The sequence below is a fragment of the Shewanella jiangmenensis genome (assembly GCF_018596335.1).
GTDB lineage: Bacteria > Pseudomonadota > Gammaproteobacteria > Enterobacterales > Shewanellaceae > Shewanella > Shewanella jiangmenensis.
Map to the genome: position 1 here is coordinate 1 of NZ_JAHEPS010000006.1, position 21,611 is coordinate 21,611.

Annotated in this window: 17 protein-coding genes; 4 read left to right on the forward strand and 13 right to left on the reverse strand. The window is 56.1% G+C overall.

Going from position 1 to position 21,611, the window contains the following annotated elements; genetic code table 11:
* Positions 1-504 precede the first annotated feature (504 nt).
* The 7 genes from KJI95_RS14520 to KJI95_RS14550 all read right to left on the reverse strand — a co-directional run bounded on the left by KJI95_RS14520 (position 505) and on the right by KJI95_RS14550 (position 9,177).
* The gene (locus tag KJI95_RS14520; protein WP_214507929.1) at positions 505-822 is read right to left on the reverse strand and encodes a YdbL family probable chaperone protein; all 318 of its coding nucleotides are present in this window, start codon (positions 820-822) and stop codon (positions 505-507) included.
* A gap of 12 nt (positions 823-834) precedes the next feature.
* Complete coding sequence (locus tag KJI95_RS14525; protein ID WP_214508089.1) at positions 835-990, reverse strand: YnbE family lipoprotein; 156 nt, start codon at positions 988-990, stop codon at positions 835-837.
* Between the two features lie 43 nt (positions 991-1,033).
* Complete coding sequence (locus KJI95_RS14530) at positions 1,034-4,276, reverse strand: intermembrane phospholipid transport YdbH family protein (RefSeq protein ID WP_214507930.1); 3,243 nt, start codon at positions 4,274-4,276, stop codon at positions 1,034-1,036.
* A 189-nt stretch (positions 4,277-4,465) separates the two neighbouring features.
* A complete protein-coding gene (locus KJI95_RS14535) occupies positions 4,466-5,878 on the reverse strand; it encodes an aspartate aminotransferase family protein (RefSeq protein WP_214507931.1) in 1,413 nt (470 codons plus the stop codon).
* Between the two features lie 159 nt (positions 5,879-6,037).
* Positions 6,038-7,102, reverse strand: a complete 1,065-nt coding sequence (locus KJI95_RS14540; RefSeq protein ID WP_214507932.1) for a DUF3083 family protein — start codon at positions 7,100-7,102, stop codon at positions 6,038-6,040.
* 198 nt (positions 7,103-7,300) lie between these two features.
* Positions 7,301-8,416, reverse strand: coding sequence for a DUF481 domain-containing protein (locus KJI95_RS14545; protein WP_250885859.1), 1,116 nt, complete (start codon positions 8,414-8,416; stop codon positions 7,301-7,303).
* A gap of 191 nt (positions 8,417-8,607) precedes the next feature.
* On the reverse strand, positions 8,608-9,177 hold the full coding sequence (locus KJI95_RS14550) for an arylesterase (protein ID WP_214508091.1): 570 nt from the start codon (positions 9,175-9,177) through the stop codon (positions 8,608-8,610).
* Between the two features lie 64 nt (positions 9,178-9,241).
* Here KJI95_RS14550 and KJI95_RS14555 point away from each other — a divergent pair, with 64 nt between their 5' ends.
* Positions 9,242-10,003, forward strand: a complete 762-nt coding sequence (locus KJI95_RS14555) for an ABC transporter ATP-binding protein (protein WP_214507933.1) — start codon at positions 9,242-9,244, stop codon at positions 10,001-10,003.
* Positions 9,997-12,453 (forward strand): ABC transporter permease, encoded by a 2,457-nt coding sequence (locus tag KJI95_RS14560; RefSeq protein ID WP_214507934.1) that lies wholly within the window; start codon positions 9,997-9,999, stop codon positions 12,451-12,453. Before KJI95_RS14555 ends, KJI95_RS14560 begins: the two co-directional genes overlap by 7 nt.
* Positions 12,454-12,503: 50 nt before the next feature.
* On the opposite strand, the gene KJI95_RS14565 is transcribed toward KJI95_RS14560, so the two are convergent.
* Both KJI95_RS14565 and folX read right to left on the reverse strand, forming a co-directional pair.
* Positions 12,504-13,403, reverse strand: a complete 900-nt coding sequence (locus KJI95_RS14565; RefSeq protein WP_214507935.1) for a TIGR01777 family oxidoreductase — start codon at positions 13,401-13,403, stop codon at positions 12,504-12,506.
* 58 nt (positions 13,404-13,461) lie between these two features.
* Positions 13,462-13,830 (reverse strand): dihydroneopterin triphosphate 2'-epimerase, encoded by a 369-nt coding sequence (folX, locus tag KJI95_RS14570; protein ID WP_214507936.1) that lies wholly within the window; start codon positions 13,828-13,830, stop codon positions 13,462-13,464.
* Positions 13,831-13,953: 123 nt separating this feature from the next.
* Between folX and KJI95_RS14575 the strand changes: the two genes are divergently transcribed.
* Both KJI95_RS14575 and KJI95_RS14580 read left to right on the forward strand, forming a co-directional pair.
* Entirely contained in the window at positions 13,954-14,976 is a 1,023-nt protein-coding gene (locus KJI95_RS14575) for an AI-2E family transporter (protein ID WP_214508092.1), read from the forward strand.
* 55 nt (positions 14,977-15,031) lie between these two features.
* The gene (locus tag KJI95_RS14580) at positions 15,032-15,976 is read left to right on the forward strand and encodes a class I SAM-dependent methyltransferase (RefSeq protein ID WP_214507937.1); all 945 of its coding nucleotides are present in this window, start codon (positions 15,032-15,034) and stop codon (positions 15,974-15,976) included.
* A 154-nt stretch (positions 15,977-16,130) separates the two neighbouring features.
* Here KJI95_RS14580 and KJI95_RS14585 read toward each other — a convergent pair whose 3' ends face one another.
* The 4 genes from KJI95_RS14585 to ackA form a co-directional block, all read right to left on the reverse strand.
* The gene (locus KJI95_RS14585; RefSeq protein ID WP_214507938.1) at positions 16,131-16,352 is read right to left on the reverse strand and encodes a hypothetical protein; all 222 of its coding nucleotides are present in this window, start codon (positions 16,350-16,352) and stop codon (positions 16,131-16,133) included.
* Between the two features lie 598 nt (positions 16,353-16,950).
* Entirely contained in the window at positions 16,951-17,385 is a 435-nt protein-coding gene (locus KJI95_RS14590) for a hypothetical protein (RefSeq protein WP_214507939.1), read from the reverse strand.
* A gap of 769 nt (positions 17,386-18,154) precedes the next feature.
* Complete coding sequence (gene pta / locus KJI95_RS14595) at positions 18,155-20,293, reverse strand: phosphate acetyltransferase (RefSeq protein ID WP_214507940.1); 2,139 nt, start codon at positions 20,291-20,293, stop codon at positions 18,155-18,157.
* 101 nt (positions 20,294-20,394) lie between these two features.
* The gene (gene ackA / locus KJI95_RS14600; protein ID WP_214507941.1) at positions 20,395-21,594 is read right to left on the reverse strand and encodes an acetate kinase; all 1,200 of its coding nucleotides are present in this window, start codon (positions 21,592-21,594) and stop codon (positions 20,395-20,397) included.
* Between the last annotated feature and the right edge of the window lie 17 nt (positions 21,595-21,611).

Here is a 21,611-nt window from a genome sequence, read left to right on the forward strand (position 1 = left end):
TGCCAGCTCATTTATCTCCGCGTGGCAGGCCGGAGGCCTTTCGGCTTCAACTAACGGAATGAAGCAGTTCATTCCGTTACCTTACAGGTGCGTTTTCGCCCTCAGACCAATGAAAATCGTGCCGAACATTTTCCAGATTATTCCTTGGCTTAGCCGATTTTGTCCATATCAATCTACAAACAAAACGTGATAGAAAAGTATCTGATTAACTTCGCTCAGCTTTTGGCAAACCGCGCCAAATCAGGCGGCAAAGTGTGCCTGCCACTGACTTTCTGCCATTTATTTACGGCAAAGGCATAGCTACCGCAGGGGCGAGGATGCATCACCTCGTCCTAAGATCTTGACTTCAACTTGATTGCTGCATCTTGTCAGCAATGTGATGTGTTTGGCAAGTAGTTGTATTTGCTTGGGAAGGTTAAGTGAATGTGCAGTCCCCCCGTGAGGCTAAGCCGTGCTCACGAGGGGACAGGGGAGTCGCGTTAGCGGCTAAACGCCAAATAAAGGCTACTTTTTAACCCACTTACCGGAAGGGTCCTGCACAAAGTGGCCTTTGTCGGCGGCCTTGATGGCCTTTTCGGCGGCAAGTTTGGCTACATCCGAGGTGGCGATTTTGTTTTTGGCGGCAATTTTTTCGTATTGGGCGCGGCGCTTGGCGTTGATGTCGTCAACCAGTGCGCGGGCTTCAGCTGAGCCCTGTACCAGCCCCAGATAGCCGTTTTGCTGCTCGCCGACCAGGCCCTGAGCCTTGGCTTGCTGCAGATCCATGGCAAACAGATTGAATGACAGCAGTGCTGACGCGATAAACAGCAGAGTTCTTTTCATGGCATTGTCCTGTCAGAAAAGCTGCTCGTCGGAGAGCAGGGCGTCGAGTTCTTTGTCGACCTTGATGCGGATTTCGTGTTCGATTTTAACATTGAGATTGATAACAATCGGCTTGTCCGGTGGCTCGATTTTGACCGTTGGCGCGCAGGCTGTGGTCAGCAGCGCCATCGAGGCCAGCAGGCCAGATGTGACTAATTTCACTGGGTAATCCTCAGTTTATGTTTTGCTCAATCTGATTTTGCAGCTTATCGGCAACAGTGAGGCTGCGAATAAGTTGCCACAGGTTCTCTTGGTGAGAGTAATTCAAGTGGATGGGGCGTTCAATGCCTTCGCTCTTGCCTTTCACTTCTATATCCACCGTGGCATCGCCGGTTTCCAACATATTGAAGTCGCCGGCAAGGCTTGAATATTCAAGGTGTTTAAGTGCATCAAACACCAGCGCCAGGTGGGGCTGGGATGACACCAGCTCGTCGATGGCCGGATTATTGGCAACCTGAATTAATCCCCCCGGGGCGCGGGCCGCAAGGCGTCCGCCGCTGACGCTGACTTTGCGCTGCTTTACATCCACCGGCAGCACCCCATCGAATATGCCGCTGGCCTGAATGCCTTCAACCGGTTGCAGCTCCAGCAGTTCTTCGAGGCTTAAACCGGTCAACACCAGATAGGCATGGGACGGCTGATTTTGGTTCAGCTTAAAATAGGGCAGGAAAAACTTGCCCTTGAGCAGCTCGCCCTGACTGGTGAGCGAAATATCAAACTCCGACAGGGTGCCGTCGTCCGCGCTTTCAAGCTCAAGGCTGCCCTGGCCCTGAATATGCTCAAGCACTATGCCGGGGGCGAAGCGGTCAAGCTTCCAGTTAACATCCTTACAGCCAAGGAAAAAGTTGACGCTCTGGCGTTTATCCTGATGCAGGCTGCAGCTGGCATTCAGCCCGGCGCCGTTAAATGGATAATCGCCAAGGGTGCCTGACAGCTCCTCGAATCTGGCATTTACGCCGATATCCGTGGTGCTGGCGGGGAAGTTAAGGCTGATGTTGGCGCTTAAGTGGGTGTCGCCCGCAAGGCGCACATCCGGCGCGTAACCGGCTATGTTGGCGACCGCTTCTCGCCAGTCACCCAGGCTGTTATCGCCTTGCCAGCTTGCTGTTAAGGAGAGCGGCGCGCCCCGTTCATTCAAGCTGAGCTTATGCTGGCTGGTAAGGATGAGCGGCTGATAGCGGCCGATGCGCCACTGTTCACTACTGTTAACTGTGTCATTGCTGCTAAGTGCCCCATTGCTGTTAAGCGTGCCCGGTGTAAGGCTCAGGATATGGTTAAGCACCAGGCTGTCGAGCTGAAGGGTGGTGGTTTTACGCCGCTTATTGGTATCGCTTCTTGGCGCCTGCATGCTCGCCTTAACCCGTTCAATCTCAAGCGTTGCGCTCAGTGCCGGGTGCTGATGCATCAGCTTGGCAATCAGCGATTGCGCCGAGGGGTTGGCTTCTGCTGCTGTGTCAGGAAAGGACAGAATTAGCGGCGTTTGGTGTTGAGGTGCCGTTTGGCGAAGCTGCCAGTTTGCGCTGCCAAGCTCGAGATTAAGCTGTCGCTCGGGCGAGGAAGACTTGTGGCTTAGGCGGATATCCTTGATGTTGATACCAAGCTTAAGATCGGCGAGCGCAAGCTCGGTCAACGCCTTTTTGGCAACAGACTCAACAGCAAGAGACTCGGCCTTAAGAGATTCCGCTGGAGTAGCCTCAGCGGCTTCAGACTGCTCGCTGGTGCTTTTGGTGATGCTGTTGGTGGCGCTGCTCTTGTTGGCGTCGGTGCGGTTAAGGCTTAACGCGCCACCGAGCTTAAGCTCAGTTTGGCCAAGCTGCAGCTGCTGTAATGAGGCCGCGCTTGCGGACGCCGAGGCAAAGCGCAGCCACGCCTCAGTGCCTTCCACAGTCAGCCGAGTCTCAGCATCGTCTTTATGGAGCGAAAATTTGCCATCAAGGCTTAGCTCAGGCTTTGCGAGTGTGATGGCTGTGCTGCCTGCATTTTTACCAAGCAGCGCCGCAGCTGGCACCGGCAGGCTTGCGACAAGATGATTAAGGTCAAGCTCGCCGAGGTGGCGAAGGCTCATTTTTACCGGGCTTTGCCATTCAAGGCCAGCCAGTTCTGAGCCGTGCAATCCTGAGCCAGGGCTTTCGCCTTGCAAGAGCTTGCCTGTGCCCGCCACCTGCCACTGCCAGTCGCCAAGGGCGGCATTCATAACAACCGCATCGGCATCGAGCGTGAAGCCTTGGTTGCTGTCGCGGCTAAACTTAGCCCCTTGGGGCAGGGCAAACTCAAGGCTTAAGGGGGTATCGGCAGGCTTGTTTTTGCTAAGGTTTGCACCAAGCAGGGCATTTTCCAGTGATTCGAGCCAGAGCATAACATCGTTTGTGGCCGCTGCGGCGCCCTCTGGCACGTATGCTGAGGATGCCAGGGATGCCAGCGCGCGGCGCTCGGCGCCATCAAGACGGGTGCTTAAGGTTAAACTGCCTAGGTTTAGCGTGGTTACGCCATCCACCACATGGGCATTCAGGCGGGTATCGGCCACATCGAGCTTAAGCGCTTTGCTGAGTTTAAGAGGCTCGAGGGCAGTGAGCGAAAGGCTCAGGCCGTGGGATGAAAAGTTTGCATCAAATGCGCCGGTTGTGAGCTCAAGACTGCTTTGCACCCGGATGTCGCCGTCAGGCACGGGGGCAAGCCAGCTATCAAGCTCCCGCTGGGTTTTAAGAAACAGCGCCAGCGGGTTGGCATCATCAATGGGCAGTTTGGAATTGGCCAGGTGCTGCAGCAGTTTGTGGGCGCCCGGCAGCGACAACTCAAGGCTGCTTTGCCAGCGGCTTTTGCCAAGCGTTGCATCAAGCTCCAGCACTTTATCATCGCTTGGGGTGGCGATGCGGCCATGAAGCTCCCGCGCCGAGGTCAGTGACAGATAATCGAGTTTCAGCAGTTTGCCGGCGGCGGTGTCTATCATCACCGGGCCAAGGGCAATCAGCGGCAGCTTGTCCATGTTAAGTGCCAGCGCCGCGCGATCGCTCGCCTGCTGGCTGCTGGCGGCCTGCAGTGAGCGGCTGCCAAGAAACACATAGCTTTGGTCAAGGGCGATGGACTGCGGCATGGGCACACTTAACTCGCCAGAGAAATAGCCTTTGGCGGCGTCGAGGGCAAGGGTGCTCAGTCGCTGGTCGAAGGTGACTCGCAGGCCTTGAAGCTGCAACCGGCTGTCTTCGATATCGAGATTCAGGTTTTCTAAGGTGATGCCCTGGGGCTCAAGTTTCCAGGCGAGGCTATTAAGGGTGACGCCGGATTTGGCAAGCTCGGTGCGGGCGAGGGACAACACATAGTCTTTACCCTGAAACCACAAAAACGCCGCGCCCGAGGCGATAACAAGCAGCAGGATGCAGGTGACTATCCCGAAAAGACGCAGCGCGCGTTTCGCCAAGGTCCGTGCCAAACTCGGTTATCCAAAATTCGATGAATGGCGCGATCTTACCACGTTGCCACCGCTTATCGCACCCATAGGCCCAAGACCAAAGCGGGGTACTGCGTATACTGCATGGAATAAAATAAAGCGAAGGGCGGTGGCAGGCCCGGTTGGGAGTGGGCCCACCACCTTTTTACGGATGTTGCTTCAGCTACGCGCGCCCGGGATGGCCAGCAGCGCCGTGAGCGCCTCATCGAGGGTTTGGATGAGCCTGTCTACGTCGGCTGGCGTGGTGGCCGGGCAGCACAGGGTCATGTTGTGAAACGGGGTGATAAGAATGCCGCGGTTAATCAGATACAGGTGCAGCGCCATTTGCAGCTCATCGTGAAACGCCGCTTCGGCCTCGGCGCCGGTGCGGGGCGGTTTGGCGCAGAACTGAAACTCGCAGCGGGCACCGAGCTCCGTTACCGACCAGGGCAGGTCGTGTTTGGCGATAACCTGCCTGAATCCTGCCGCCAGCTGTTTGGCCAGCGGCAACATGTGTTCGTAGGCGGCGTCGGTCATCACTTCTTCGAGGTTGGCACGCATGCAGTGCATGGCGAGCGCGTTGGCCGACAGCGTGGTGCCCATGCCGCTGTGACCGTGGGCGTGGCTGTCACCCTCCGGCGACTGAGCGGCCTGATTGATACGCGCCTTGGCTGCCTGCATCGCCTGACTCATTTCCTCACTGCAGCCAAATACGCCGCAGGGCACGCCGCCCGCCACCGGTTTGCCCATCACAAAAAAGTCGGGCTGCAGGCTCCACAGGCGGGTGCAGCCGCCGATGTCGGTGGAGATAGTGTGGGTTTCATCAACAATAAATAAGGCGCCATATTGACGGGTGAGCTCACGGCAGCGCTGCATAAAGCCGTCATCTGGCAGCACCATGCCGATATTGGTCATGGCGGGCTCGCACAAGAGCGCGCACACATCCCCCTGTTTAAGCGCCTGCTCCAGCGCCTCTTCATCATTAAAAGGGATGGCGCGGCTGTACTGACTTAAATCATACACCTGGCCGACAAGCCCCGGGCGGTGCACCGTCTCGCCACCGTGGTCGCGTACCATCACATCGTCCACTGTGCCGTGGTAGCAGCCATCAAACACCAGTAGCACCGGCTTTTGGGTGATGGCGCGGGCCCAGCGCAGCACATAACGGTTGGCGTCGGTGGCGGTGGCGGTAACCTGCCAGTAAGGCAGACCAAAGCGCTTACTTAAGATTTCGCCGCACACTATGGCATCTTCCCCCGGCAGCATGGTGGTGAGCCCCCGGGTGGACTGGCGGGCGAGCGCCGAGGCCACAGGCGCAGGCGAGTGGCCAAACATGCTGCCAGTATCGCCAAGGCAGAAATCCACATATTCATGGCTGTCGACATCGGTAAAGCGGGCACCGCTGGCGCTTTGCACAAAAAGCGGATACGGGGTCGACCAATCGGCCATCCAGTGCATGGGTACGCCGCCATAGAGGGATTGCCGAGCTCTCTCTGCAAGCTCACGTGACTTGGGGTTGCGCTCGATAAAATAGCTTCGCTCGACGCTCATAAAGGTTTCTACTGCATCTGAGCTAATCCCACTGGCGGTCATTTGTGTGCTTCCTGTTTTAATTATTGAACGACGTGCTCATTATTATCATCGCAATATGGGCTTGGCAAGGGGCAAGATTTGGCCTTTTTGATGGCAATAAAAAAGGAGCCCGAGGGCTCCTTTTCCGCTAAGTGTTTAACGCTCAGCGATAAGTGCGTATTAGCGTTTGTAGCTGATGTGCTGATGGAAGCGCACCACCAGATCCTGGCGCTCACCATCGAGGTCGATGTCGGTGGCAAACTGGCGCAGCGCATCTTCGACTTCGTTGAGGAAGCGGCCGAAACCGGCGTCGGTGTGATCTTCTTTACCGGCGGCAATCACAAAGTAGGCGGTTTCCACCAGATTGGTGCCGCTCCAGTGTGACAAAAACTGCGGCTCGGCGGCGCTTGGGTCAAAGCCCAGCATCTGCACGCCTTTGTCGGTGCTTAAACGGTCAAACTTAGAGTTGCGAACCAGCGGCAGCAGGCCGTTGGCGACCATGGCAGCGCGTTTAAAGTTATGATCGAGCACGGCTTTTTTAAAGCTGTCCTGCAGGCGGGTGTACACCTTGGTGTAATCGCCAAGGCTCTCGTTGCCAAGGCGCTGCTTGAGGCGACGGCCAAGTGGCAGGGTGACAGTGACATAACTCAGGGCGCTGACATCGTCCGGCAGGGCGCAGCCACGGGCCTTGTAGCGCTGTGGAATACCGCGCAGTTTAAAGCCGTAGGTCTTTTTGTTGCCCTTGGCGCGGGCAAACAGATCGTAGGTCAGGTGCTGGTGGTCACGCACCTTGATGGGCTGCTCCAGTGCCAGTTTCGGGGCGAACTCGGCCAGCAGGCCCTGCACCTGGGTGTGGAAAGAGGCGGAGTTGGCGCGCAGCTCGTCACCCACTGCAAGGAACAAAAAGCGGATTTTGCGGGTACGGTAGTCGGCGCGGGCAAACAGGTTTTGCGCCTCGTGGTAGCGCGGGTTGTAGAAGAAAATGACCTGCTGCTCAGTCTCCAGGCAGTAGGCTTCGGTGTGGAAGCGCACCACGGGGAGTTTATCGTTGGCGATGACATGCACGTTACGCAGGTTATGGCGATCGGCCAGTTCAAAAAACTGTCTTGCCAGCGCCTGATAACAGCTCAGGTAATCGGGATATTGGCTCAGCAGGGCGTCCGTGAGTTTGATCTCTGCCGTAATGTACTGATTGGTACGGGCGTCCGTTGGCAGGTAGACCTTTTGCTGATGGTTGAAAGACATAATCACTCCTTGGGTACATGAACCAGATTCTGGTTGCGTTGCAGCGATCCTAACGGGGAAATGCTGCAGAAATGTTGTTCTTAAGCAGGTTTTTGTTCACTTTATTCCCTGTGTATGAGTTTTTGCTTAAAAACCCGAGCGTGGGGAGCGTCAGGGCAACAAAAAAGGGAGCAATTTGCTCCCTTTGTGATTCAGGCCTCAAATATCGACGCCAAACCCGATAATCAGCTGATAGTCATCGCTTTTGGGGACTGTGCCATCGGCGTTTTCCCGAGGGTTGTTGGTTCTGTCCCATACCAGCGACACGTCCAAATCAAAGATGTCAGTGAGGTCGATGGAAATGCCGGTGAGGGCATGGTGGGAGTAACCACCGGCTTCTTCGCTGCCGTAGAGCATCTGATAACGGGCGTTAAGGTCGATATCGTCGGTCAGCTCATGTTCAAAGCGGGTGTCTACCACAAAGGCGGCTGTGCCTTCGGTGTCGGATTCGCCGGCCTTAACCTCACTGAAGCGGGTATAGGTGTAACCCGGGCCGCCACCTATGGTCCATTCGGTGCGGGAGTTATCTATGATGTCGTAACCCAGACCCGCGCCGAGGGTCAGCTTGGTGTCAATGTTGAGGAATGGGTCTTTGTAGTATTCCAAAAACACCGGCCGCAAATAAAACTGGCGGCTGATAAACCAGTCAAAACTGCTGGTAATACGGTGGTTATTGGCGGTGTTTTCACCGTCGTTTTTGGCGTACTTTCCAAGGTAATCGGCATTGAAACGCGACTCAGTGGTGCGCCGTCTGGCGTTGGCACTGGCGGTGTAGTCGATTTGATCTGTGTTACCTGAGCGCAGGTTGGCGCCGAGGCTGGCCTTGGCCGACCAGTAATTGGCTTCGCGCTGGGTGCCGGGAATAATAGTCAGAATTTGGCTGCGCTCGAACGGCATGCCATCGAGGTAGGCTTTGCCGTCAACAATTTCAAGCTTGCCGGTTTTGGTGCTCAAATCCACAAATCCCACCGACACCTTGCCAGCGCTTCTGAGCGCTTTTACGTCTTCCCAGTCAAAATACTGGGTGTCGAGGTTGTCGCTTTCAAACTCGAGTTTGTCGTCGTACAGGTTTTTGATTTCGCCTTTGAGCAATTCGTTTGAGGTCAGCAGCAGCCAGTCGAATTGGTCATCCACAGTGACATTGAATGGGTTTGGCATCGGCGGCGAGGTCGCCAGCGCCTGCGGGCTTATCACTCCGGCAAGACCTGTCAGCAGCGCTGTGGTCAACAACCGGTTACGGCCAGAAAAAAGTGGGTTCCGAAACGGGGTTTTCAATCTGATGCTCCTTGCAATCTGTCGGCCAATCGCCTGAATTTTAAGGGTAAGGCGATTGGGCCAGCAACAAATTAAACACCTTTGTAATAAGGATAATACTTAAGTTTACCTTAAGAGCGTGCGAACTCTGCCTTGCATCTATCCGCTGTAAACTCACGCAGAGCAAGCACGGGACTTATTCGCACCTTCCCTTAAGCTTTGGGGCGATTTTCCAGCACAGAAACAAACCAGGGCTGCATAAAATCAGCGATTTTGGGCTGCGCCGCCTCATTGGGGTGGATGCCGTCACGCTGCATCAGCTGAGGGTCGGTAATGATGCCGGTCATAAAAAACGGCATCAGAGTGACGCCTGGCAGGGCACCAAGCTCGGCATAAACTTCGGCAAAGGCTTTGGCGTAGCGCGGGCCGTAGTTGGTCGGCACCATCACTTCACTGAGCAGCACCCGCGCCCCGGACGCCTGACTCAGGTCGATGATTTTTGTAAGATTCTTTTTCAGCTCTGCCGGTGAAAAACCGCGCAGGCCATCGTTGCCCCCCAGCATGACCAGCACGGCGTCAGGCTTGGCAGACTCAAGCAGGGCGGGCAATCGGCGCAGGCCGCCGGCACTGGTTTCGCCGCTCACGGCGCCGCTAACCAAGGTGTGTCCCTCAAGTCTTGGGCGCAGTAAATTGATCCAGCCGTCTTTTTCCTCCATACCGTAACTTGCACTCAGGCTGTCGCCGAGGATTAATATAGTCTCGGCTTTCAGGGGGAATGCCATTACGCTCAATGCCAGCAGCGCGGCCAAGAGGCCTTTGCCAATTACGTTACGGAAACAGGAAATCATGTCCAAGCACCACGCCATTAAAGTCGTCCAGTTAACAAAGCAGGTTCAAACCCAGGAAGGAGAGCTCACTATCCTGAAAGGGGTGGATATGGAAGTCAAGCCGGGGCAGTCGGTGGCCATCATTGGGCCTTCAGGCTCAGGCAAGTCGACCCTGCTTGGGCTGCTTGCGGCGCTCGATACCCCCTCATCCGGTGAAATTTGGCTCGATGGCAGCCCCTTGTCGGGTTTGGATGAAGAAGCCAAGGCGGCGCTGCGTAAAAAGAAAGTCAGCTTTGTATTTCAATCTTTTATGTTGGTCGACACCCTGACTGCGCTGGAAAACGTGATGCTGCCGGCCGAGCTTGCCGGCATCAAAGACGCCAAGGCGCGGGCTTTGAATATGCTGGAGCGGGTGGGGCTGTCGCACCGTTTGCATCATCTGCCCAAGCAGCTTTCCGGCGGCGAGCAGCAGCGGGTCGCCATTGCCCGTGCCTTTATCTGCGAACCGAGCGTGCTCTTTGCCGATGAGCCCACCGGCAACCTTGATGGCGGCAACGCCCACCGGGTGGCCGACATGCTGTTTGCGCTCAATAAGGAACTTGGCACCACGCTGGTGCTGGTGACCCACGATAATCAGCTGGCGCTGCGCTGCGAGCGGCAATTTACCATGACTGAGGGTGAGCTCAGTGAAACCACATCCTCAGCTGCTGCAAAAGATGCAGTAGTCGAAGCGGCCGCGGATGAGAGAGAAGTTCAGGCTCTGCAGGAGGCGGCATGCTGAATTCCCTCGCGCTGCGGCTTTTTTACCGCGAGCTTAAGCAGGGGCAGCTGCTCCTGATTGTGTTTGCCATTGCGCTGGCAGTGCTTGCCGTGACCGGCCTTGCACGGGTGAGCGAGCGGCTGCAGGTGGCGATTAACGGCGAAGCGGCCAAGTTCAGCGCCGCCGATCGCATTATCGATTCGCCAGCCCCCCTTGCCCCTGAACTGCTTGCCAAAACCGACAGCCTTGGCCTTAAGCGTACCGACAGCCTGGTGTTTAACTCCATGGCCTGGTCGAACGAGGCGTTTCAGCTGGTTACGGTGCGCGCCGTGGGTGACGGCTATCCGCTCAAGGGCGAAATTGAGCTTGCCGATGGCCCGACCAAGGCCTTGCCGGCACAGGGCACTGTGTGGTTTGAAGGGCGGCTGACGGCGCTCCTTGGCAGCAGCAATGAGATTGAAATCGGCGAGGCTAAGTTTGCGCTTGCAAAGGAAATCCGCCGTCTGCCCGATGGTGGTTTCAATCCCTTTGCCTCGTCGCCTGTGGTGCTGATGAACATGGCTGATGTTGCCGCCACCAAGGTGGTGGGGCCGGGCAGCCGAGTGACGTATCTGTACCAGTTTGCCGGCAGCCGAGAGGCGCTCAAAGCCCTCGATACGCTGATGAAAGCCGAGCTTACCAGCTCTCAGCGCCTGCGCGATGTGAAAAGCGGCGACTCGCCGATTGCCGGTGCGGTGGAGCGGGCCGAACGCTTTTTGCTGCTTTCAAGCCTGCTTGGAATTGCACTTGCCTGCGCCGCCATCGGCATTGCGGCGCAGCGTTACTGCCAGCGCCATTACGATGTGGTCGCCATGTTCAAAACCTTCGGCGCGTCGGCGTCGGAGATCCGCCGTATTTTTGCCCTGCATCTGTCGCTGGTCACCGCGGTTGGTGTGGTGCTGGGGCTCGCAGGTGGCCTTATGCTGGATGCGGTGATTGCCACCTTTTTACCGCAAGAGCTTGCCAGTTACGGCGCGCCGCTGCTGCGCCCTGTGCTGCTTGGGGTGCTGACCGGCAGCGTGAGTGCCTTGATGTTTTCGGCCTATCCGCTGCTGCGTCTTTTGGCGATTCCGCCGCTTAGGGTGCTGCAGCGTGAGCTGACCGGCAGCGGCGTTGGCGTGTGGCTGCATGCACTGCTCAGCCTTACTGCGATGGCGCTGCTCGGTTTTGCCTACTCACGCTCACTGGCGCTTACCGCTACTGTGGTGCTCGGCGCCTTGCTGCTTGGGCTTATTCTGTTTGCCCTTGGTTTTGTGATGATCCGCTTAGGCCACGGCGCCGGGCTTAAAACCACCAATCCGCTGCAGCTTGCGCTGGCGGGGCTTAGGCGCCGCGCCGCGCAAAATGCGCTGCAGCTGGTGGGTTTTGCCACCGCCATGGTGCTGCTTCTGACCATCTTTGCCCTGAGGCAGGATTTGCTGGAAGACTGGCAGCGTCAGCTGCCTGAAGGCGCGCCCAATTACTTTTTGGTGAATATCGCCCCCGAAGACGAGGCGCCGCTTACGCAGTTTCTGGCAGACAATCAAATACAAAGCACTGACATTTATCCGGTGATCCGCGGCCGGTTATCGGCCATCAACGGCGAAGCGCTTATCACCAATCGTCAGGCAGAAGAGGGCGCACAGGGCCGTGTCGGTATTGGCCGTGAGCTGAATATGACCTGGCGAGACAGTCTGCCGGCCAATAATCAGCTGCTCGCCGGTGAATTTGACGGCGCCGTGGATGGCGTGTCGGTAGAGGCCGAGGTGGCCGAGCGTCTGGGGCTCAAGCTTGGCGATAAGCTTACCTTTGTGATTGATAATCTAAGTCTTGATGTGCGGGTAACCAGCCTCAGGGAAGTGCGCTGGGAAACCTTGCAGCCCAATTTCTTTATGATTTTCTCCAAAGAAGCGCTGTCGCCCTTTGCTTATACCTCGATGCTGAGTTTTCATCTGGCCGATGAGCGCCGCCAGCAGGTGGTTGAGCTTATCAAACGCTTCCCGACCGTCTCGGTGTTGGATGTGGGCGCCATGGTGTCGCAGCTTCGCAATATTGTCGCTCAGGTGTCGCTTGCCCTTGGGGTGGTGCTGGCACTGGTGATGGTGGCAAGTGCACTGGTGCTGTGGGCGCAAACCGAGGCGGGTATGTCGGTACGTCAACGAGAGCTTGCGGTGCTTCGCACCTTTGGCGCCGGCGGGCGGCTGCTCAGGCTTGCCACCACGCTGGAATTTGCCGTGCTTGGTGCGGTAGCGGGGCTGGTTGCTGCCGTGGTGACCGAGGCAATTTTGTTTATGCTCAAAACCTGGGTGTTTGAGCTTAACGTGAACTGGCATCCGCACTGGTGGTTTTTAGCGCCTGTGCTTGGCGCCGTGCTGGTGGCCTTACTCGGTTACTGGCGCTGCCGCGAGCTTTTATCGCGAAGCTGCCTGTCGCTGTTAAGGGCACAGGAATAAGACAAAAAAGGCGCCGCGAGGCGCCTTTTTACTGTGCAGGAAAGCGGCGGTTAAAGCAGGTTTTCCAGCGCCTGACGCAGATTGGGGAAGCGAAAACCAAAGCCCATGCGCACGGCATGGTCGGGAAGCACAAACTGGCCGTCAAGCAGCAGGGTTGAGGCTTCACCCAGCATAAGTTTCATGGCAAAGGCGGGGGCGGGCAATACGGCCGGGCGATGCAGCACTTCACCGAGGGAATGGGCAAAAACCGCGCTGCTGACCGGATTGGGGGCGACGGCGTTAAATACACCGCGGCAGTCATGATTGCCAAGCAAAAAGCGGATAAGGCCGACCATGTCGTCCATGTGTATCCAGCTCATGCCCTGATGACCGGAGCCGATGGGGCCGCCAAGGCCGAGTTTGAATGGCGGCAGCATTTTGGCAAGCGCGCCGCCCTGTTTGCCAAGTACTATGCCGGTGCGAAGCACGCACACCCGGGTTTGGTCGCTGCCGGCATCGAGCGCAAGTTGCTCCCACTTGGCGCACAGCTTATGGGTAAATTCCGAGCGCTGGGCAGCGCTCAGCGTGGCATCTTCCGTCAAACGGTCACTGCCCTGGGCGCCATAGAAGCCGACCGCCGAGCCGCTGATAAACACCGCCGGTGGGTTGTCGCTTTGCTGGATAAGGGCGCTTAGCAGGGACGTGATGTCCCAGCGGCTGTGACAGAGGATTTTTTTTTGCTCATCGCTCCAGCGCTTACCGACTATGGGCTCGCCGGCCAGGTTAATGACCGCATCGAAGCCATTGAGGTTATCAAGCTTATCCAGACTTTTAAGATAGCTGTGCTCATCGCCAAGTAGCTCAGCCGCCGCGCCGCAATCGCGACTGATGATGGTCAGCTGTTGGCCGCCAAGCGAGGCCACCAGTTGGCGGCCGATAAAGCCGGTAGCGCCGGTCAACAGGATTTTCATATTTGGCTCCCGAATAGTCCCTTACTACAAGCATATACCGCAGAATGGGCTTGCGGGATCAGTGCTGACGTTTGAAGCGAAGTTCCATTGACACCGAATCGGCAAATCGCAGCGCGTGGGGCTTGTCCACTTCGGCGCTGGCTTCTTCGACGCTGGGGTGTTCACTGGCGATTTCAAGCACCCGGGCCGTGAGGTGCTCAAGCAGCGAGAAGCGGTTGTCCTCTACCAGGGCGATGATGCGTTTGGTGATGGTGCGGTAATTGAGCGCATCGTCCATATTGTCGCTCTGCTGCGCCTTGAGCGCGTGGTATGCTATGACGACATTGATGATAACGTCTTGTTTATTCTGGATCTCATCTTCTTTGATGCCGATGTGGGTACGAAGACGCAGATTTTTGATGCGAATGGTGGCGATCTCTGATTTCATAGCCGTGTCAACTTGCTCATTTGGGATGTTGGGAAGGGTAACAAGTTTCGCTTGAAATAGAAGGATTTTATTTTGGTTAATCCCCTCGAAAAGACCTCGGTTGCCTTCCGTGGTTTTGCGATTATGGCCTTTGTGGTGGTGATCCTGGCTGGTATCAAAGCGGCAAGCCCTATCGTGGTGCCTTTTGTGCTGTCGGCCTTTATTGCCGTGATTTGTAATCCGGTGATAAGCGGCATGATGCGCTTTAAGGTGCCCAAGTGGCTTGCAGTGCTGCTGCTGATGGTGTTTATCGTGATGGTTGGCCTGTGGCTTGCGACTTTGGTGGGCAGCTCCGTCAATGAGTTTTCCAAGCAGCTCCCCCAATACCGCGACCAGCTAATTGCCCAGTTTGGCTGGGTGCTTGAAAAACTGCATACTTTCAATATCAAAATCTCAAAAGAGCAGGTGCTGGCCTATTTTGACCCGGGCATGGCGCTGTCGATGACCACCAATATGCTCTCCGGTGTCGGCAACGTGATGGCGAACCTGTTCCTTATCATTCTCACCATCGTGTTTATGCTGTTTGAGGCCCAGTCGCTGCCGAAAAAATTGCACCTGGCGCTGGATGACCCGGATATGCGGCTGCAGCAAATTGATAAGTTTCTGCAGTCGGTTAACCAGTACATGGTGATTAAAACCCTGGTGAGCGTTGCGACCGGCGCCATTGTCGGTATTGGCCTTGGCTTTATCGGGGTGGATTATGCGCTCCTTTGGGCCGTGATTGCCTTCCTCTTTAACTACATTCCCAATATCGGCTCGATTATCGCCGCCATTCCCGCTATCCTGCTGGCCTTTATTCAGCTTGGCCCCGCCGCAGCCGGTGGTACGGCGCTCCTTTACCTTGGAACCAACATGGTGATGGGGAACGTGATTGAGCCCAAATTCATGGGCCGTGGCCTTGGGTTATCGACTCTGGTGGTGTTCCTCAGTTTGATTTTCTGGGGGTGGCTGCTTGGATCAGTTGGCATGTTGCTGTCGGTGCCGCTGACCATGATTGTCAAAATTGCCCTTGAGAGCAGCGACAGCGGCCGCTGGCTTGCGATTATGCTGGCGGACGATGTGGACGGTGAGCTTAAAGCCAGTACGTCAGACAAAGAGCAGGCGTAAGCTACAGATTTTGATGCGGGCGGCCTTGCCGCCCGTTGTTTTTTAAGAGGTGCCCATGCAGGGGTTTATTGATTTTTTAGCGACCGCGAGCCTGACTGAAGACTGTCAGCGGCTGTTCCATGGCCGCGGCGGCCGCGTTGCCGGCGCTGAGCATTTGTGTCTCGATTGGTTTGAGCCGGCGCTGCTGCTCACATCCTTTAAAGAGCTCGATGAGGCGTCGGTTGCCGCGCTTCGCGATGCCATCACAGCATTCTGGCATCGCTGTCAGCGTGAGCAAAATACGCCGGATGCGCCGCTGAACCTTGTGTATCAGTACCGCAGCGGCGCCGGAACCCGCACCGAGCTTTTGTGCGGCGCCTTGCCTGAAACCCATATCATCAGCGAAATGGGGCTTAAGTTTCAGGTGCATCTGCTTCGCGGCCAAAACCACGGGCTGTTTCTGGATATGCGCGAGGGCAGGCGTTTTGTGCGCGAGCAGGCGAGTGGTAAAAAGGTGCTCAATCTTTTCAGCTATACCTGCGGCTTTTCGGTGGCGGCGCTGGCAGGCGGCGCGGCGTCGGTGGTGAATATCGATATGGCCAAGGGGGCGCTTGCTATTGGACGGCAAAATCATCACTTAAATGCTGTTGCCTCGGGGGCACAGTTTCTTGGCCACGATATTTTCAATTCCTGGGGCAAACTGTCGCGCATGGGGCCCTATGAGCTGGTGATTGCCGATCCGCCAAGTAACCAAAAGGGCAGCTTTATTGCGACCAAGGATTATGTGCGTTTGCTGCGCCGCTTGCCTGAGTTGGTGGCACCGGGCGGCGATGTGTTGCTGTGCCTGAACGCACCAGAGCTTGGCAGCGAGTTTTTGCTGTCGCAGGTGGCAGAAACGGCGCCGACCCTTGAGTTTATTGGCCGCGTTGCCAATCCGCCTGTGTATGCCGACATAGATGAAGAAAAATCGTTGAAAGTACTGCATTTCAGAAAAACTGAGACAGCTCAGGAGCGCAACTGACTTAACGGGTCATCATGGCGCTGCGCGTAACGTAACGCTGACGGCCCATGCTTGGCAGTAAAAAGCCGTGCAGGATGCACGGCCTGTGTTCGCCGCTTGGCGGTGTTGTTTGTTGCACTCATTGGGCTTGGCGTGCTGGTGTTAAGAGCGCTCGTCAGTACGCCAGCCGCTCAGGGATCGCCGATTGGCCATGATCTTCAAGCCAGGAGGCTATCCTGGTTCTATCACTACTTAAACTATTCATTTCATTACAAAGCCTGTCCTGTACATCCAGCGGCATTTGCATGTGTTCCATAAACATCCGTATCCCCAGTACATCTCCACGTCCTATGAGAGCAGCCAGCCGTTCAGCTTCAAAGTCGATAAGCGCATTCATATGACAGTCTCCTGCTGTTGACTTTTAACTAATAGCACCGCGATTTGCCGAGTGCCTAGACCGATTGGTTGCTAAAAGCCAGCGCTAAGAGAAATGCCATATAAGCGGGGTTAAACATGAAAGACTTTCAGGAAAATATTCAGATTGCGCGTTTATTGAGCGAAAAAGCGGCCTTTTGTCGCAAATTGAAGCAACAAAAGTGAAAGAAAATTGTAATTCCTCGCTGGGTGTTGGTATACTTCGCGCCGTGGACAGCTGGAAGAACTCGCAGGGCAGAAGACGCCTTAGCTTGAAGGACTCTACAGCGACATTGACCTCAAATGTGTGCCACCCGGGTTCATGTCTGCAAAGAATAGACAGAACCTCAGTACCCGACCCCAATCAAAGCCGGAGCCCGTTATGGAAATTCATGAGTATGAAAACGCGTATTACCAGGTGCAGGACGATGTGATTGAATCCCTGCCGCTGGAAAAGGACGAAGAAGCGTTTCTGGATTGAGTTACTCCGTGTCCTTTGACATGCAGACCTAAAAATAATAATCAGCAAAAAGGCCACCCTCCGGGGTGGCCTTTTTAATGGGTGCTGCTTTGGCTGTGGATCAGCCGTTGGTGGCCTGTTTCTCGTTGAGAATGCCGACGATTATCCACTGGGTGCCGCGTTTGTGGAGTCTGACCGTGCGGTCATCTATCCAGGGTTTACCGGCCCGCTTGCCCTTGAGTTTGATTTTCACTGTCACGTCATCGGTGAATTTGCGAAAGAAGTCGATGTCGATTTCTTCGACCTCCATTTCAACCTCGGTCATCGATAAGTTGAGCATATGACGCTGCACCTGACTGGCGAGGTGATAGTGGTCCAGGACCTTTTGCATCGGTGCATCGACAAATTTTTTGGCCATATCGACGTCCCGCTCAACATAAATGGCGGAAAAAAAGCCAAGGCTGATTTGCTCAGGGGTGAGTGGACTTGCGGTCTGCTGGACCGACTCGTTACAGCCACTTAAAAAAACCATTAAAAACAATAATAAAGCTCGCATGTGCTTCTCAGGCGCTTTCCATTTCTTCTGGCAGTATCCGTAATTTGTGCTGTGAGCACAAGATCTTAGGGAAGGTGCGAACAAGTCATCGCACAGCTCTGGCTTTGATAGCAACGACAGTTCAAGGCATTCAACTGAGGGCATGCCGAGGCCTGCTAAAGTTGAATAACGCCGAAATGGTGTTGCTATCAAAGCCCCGTAGGGCGTGGCTTACAGCGGTATCTGCTGCGTTACAGCTCTTGCGAAGGACTAGGGCCATTCGCTGCGAACTGTGCCTTGCATCTATCCACTGTAAGCACACGCAGAGCAAGCACGGGACTTATTCGCACCTCCCTTAGCTTTGGATTGCGATCTGAGTGCTTTCGCCGTTCGATCCGGTGCTGCAACAGCAAGGTTATCCACAGAATCTGTGGAAAACTGTGTTGAAGAGTCAGGATATTTTTCTTAAGTGATTGGTGGTGTTTGCTTTTGGTCGCTGGTCAAAAAACTGTCGCCGTTTTGTGCAGCGATTTTGACCGTAGGTTCGGGCTCAGGTCTGGCTGAAATTTGATCGCATTTGGGATCAGAATCCAGCGGCGGATCGCACATAAAAGTGCGCCGTAAAGCGCTTGGCAAAAGGCGTAAGGCGCTCTGTAATGGGCAACGTGGAGGAGAGCAAGCAGCAATGCCCGATGGGAACGTAGGCAAAACAGCGCTTAAAAGCGGGCATAAAAAACGCCGTCAGGTGACGGCGTTTTTACGGATGAGCGGCTTATCGTTCGTAAGCGTATTACTGCTGGGTCGCCTGAATGGCTGTCAGTGCGATGGTGTAAACGATATCGTCGACCAGCGCGCCGCGGGACAGGTCGTTCACCGGCTTACGCATGCCCTGCAGCATAGGGCCGATACTGATAAGCTCAGCGCTGCGCTGCACCGCCTTGTAGGTGGTGTTACCTGTATTGAGATCAGGGAACACAAACACAGTCGCCTTACCGGCAACCGGGCTGTCCGGAGCCTTGGAGCGGGCCACGTTTGGCATCACGGCGGCATCGTACTGCAGCGGGCCGTCGATGATAAGGTCAGGGCGTTTCTCTTTGGCGATACGGGTGGCTTCACGCACCTTGTCCACGTCTGAGCCCGTGCCTGAGTTACCGGTGGAGTAGCTTATCATTGCGACTCTTGGCTCAATGCCGAAGGCCTTGGCCGATTCGGCCGACTGAATGGCGATATCTGCCAGCTGCTCGGCATTCGGGTCCGGGTTGATGGCGCAGTCGCCATACACCAGCACCTGATCCGGCATCAGCATAAAGAAGATAGACGACACCAGGCTTGAGCCCGGCGCGGTTTTGATAAGCTGCAGCGGCGGGCGAATGGTGTTGGCGGTGGTGTTAACCGCGCCGGACACAATACCGTCCACTTCATCTTCGGCCAGCATCATGGTGGCCAGCACCATGTTGTCTTCCAGCTGCTCGCGGGCAACCACTTCGGTCAGGCCCTTGTGGCGGCGCAGGTTCAGCATAGGCTCGACATAACGCTCGCGGATTTCTTCGGGGTCGAGAATTTCCACGCCATCGCCCAGCACAACATCCTGAGTGGCGGCGATGCGCAGAATGTCATCTTTCTTACCCAAAAGCACACAGCGGGCAATGCCACGCTCGGCGCAGATACTGGCGGCCTTGATGGTGCGCGGCTCTTCGCCTTCGGGCAGCACGATAGTCTTTTTGGCGGCGCGGGCAAGCTCGGTAAGCTTGTAACGGAACGCCGGTGGTGACAGACGATGCTCGCGGGGCGAGTTTTCGGTCACGCTCTCAATCCAGCTCTGGTCGATGTGGCTCGCCACATATTCCTGCACCAGTTCGATACGCACCGCATCGTCCACCGGCACTTCGTGGTTGAAGCGCTGAATATTCAGTGAGGTTTGCCAGGTGTTGGTGTCGACCATAAATACCGGCAGACCGGTTTCAAAGGCCTGATCGCACAGTTTAAGCACTTCAGGCTCAGGCTCGTAGGAGCCGGTGAGCAGCAACGCGCCGATTTTCACGCCATTCATGGCGGCAAGACAGGCGGCCACAATCACGTCGGAGCGGTCGCCCGAGGTCACCAGCAGCGAGTCGGTACGGAAGTGGGTCAGCATGTTCGGGATGGAGCGGGCACAGAAGGTCACCTTGCGCAGGCGGCGGGTGTTCATCTCGCCGGCATTGAGAATGCGCGCGTGCAGGTGCTTGGCCAAATCCGAGGCGCGTGGCGACACCAGATCCAGGTTGTAAGGCACGCTGCCGAGAATGCGCAGCTTGCTCTTGCCTGGCAGCTGGAACATGGCGGTGGCATCGCCTTTCTGTATGTCCTGGTGATCGAACACTTCCGACAAATCCGGACGGGTGCGGCCTTCGTCGTCCACCGGTGCCCCGATTTTGTTGATCACAGCGCCAATAAGACGCTTGTTTTTGGCGCCGCCCCAGCTGTTATAGGCGATTTCCAGACGGTTCATCAGTGCATTGGGGGTATCGTTGCCCGGGGTCGCGATAAAAATCACGTCGGCATCCAGCGCCTTGGCGATGGCGTAGTTAACGTCATCGGAGAAAGAGTGGCTGCGGGTCGGCACCAGGCCCTCGATGATAAGGGTCTCGGTATTGGGCGCGATTTCGGCGGCGCGGGCAATAATTTGCTCCATCAGCACATCGGTCTGATCGGTACGGATCAGTGACTCGGCGTGCTGCATCTCAAATGGCTCAAGCGGATTGACCGTCGGCGACTTGGACAAAATGGTGGTTGAGCGCTCCGGACCCGGATCGGTCGGGCGCTGCTGGCTGATGGGTTTGAAAAACTGCACCTTGACGCCGTGACGTTCAAGGGCGCGCACCATGCCAAGGCTGAGCGACGTAAGACCGACCCCTGTGCCTATGGGAACCAACATGATGTTGCGGGACATAATGTACCTCTTGTGGTGTTGCTGTGACGGCTGTGGCCGTCGTTATGCTTGCAAGGTCTGAAAACACATACGCCGCCCGGTAAAGGGCGGCGTTGAAACGCTTACTTGCTGACCAGACGCAGTGAGTCTTCGGCGATGACCCACTCTTCGTTGGTGGGGATAACCATGGCAATCGGGCTGCCATCTTTGGTGATCACCCCTTGCTTACCAAAGCGGGCGGCCTGGTTGCGTGTGCTGTCGACGTCAAAGTTAAAGATTTCGAGCAGCTTCAGTACTTTTTCGCGGATAAGGTCGGAGTTTTCACCGATGCCGCCGGTAAACACCACCGCATCCAGACGGCCAAGTGGCACAGTGTAGGAGGCGATGTATTTGGCGAGGCGGTAGCAGAAGATGTCCAGCGCCAGGGTCGCGCCCTTGTGGCCTTCGCTGTAGCCTTCTTCGATGCCGCGGCAATCGTTGGTGAGCTCAGAAATACCCAAAAGCCCGCTTTGCTTGTTCAGCAGATTGTTGACTTCATCCAGGGTGTAACCAAGCTGCTGCACCAGATGGAAGATGATGGAAGGGTCGAGATCGCCTGAGCGGGTGCCCATCACCAGACCTTCCAGCGGGGTTAGACCCATGGAGGTATCTACGCTCTTACCGCCTTTAACGGCGGTCACAGAGGCGCCGTTGCCCAGATGCGCGCAAATCACGTTGGTGTCGGCCAAATCTTTACCCAGCGCCTTGGCCGCTTCGCGGCTCACAAACAGGTGGCTGGTGCCGTGCATGCCGTAGCGGCGAATGCCGTGCTCGCGATAAAGCTTGTAGGGCAGGGCGTAGATAAAGGCTTTTTCTGGCATGGTTTGATGAAATGCGGTGTCAAACACGGCCACCTGTGGCAGCGCCGGGAACGAGGCTTTGGCGGCGCGAATGCCAATCAGGTGCGCCGGGTTATGCAGCGGCGCCAGTGAGGCGCAGTCTTCGATGCCTTTCAGTACAGCATCGTCGATGATCATCGAGTGGGTGAACTTTTCGCCGCCGTGCACAATACGGTGACCAATGGCAACCAGCTGGGCTTTGAGCTCTGGCTGGCTTGCGAGGATTTTGTGCACGATAAACTCTACCGCTTCACGGTGGGCGCTGAAGACACCGAGGCTGGCGTCGTGTTTTTCGCCATTGAGTTTCCACTTGATGCGGGCGTTTTCCAGACCAAAGCATTCGGCCAGGCCGGAAATCTTTTCATCGCCGTTTTTGGCGTCAAGAATGGCAAACTTCAGTGACGAGCTGCCGCAGTTAAGGACCAAAACCAGAGTATTAGACATGATAAAACCTTCTTGCG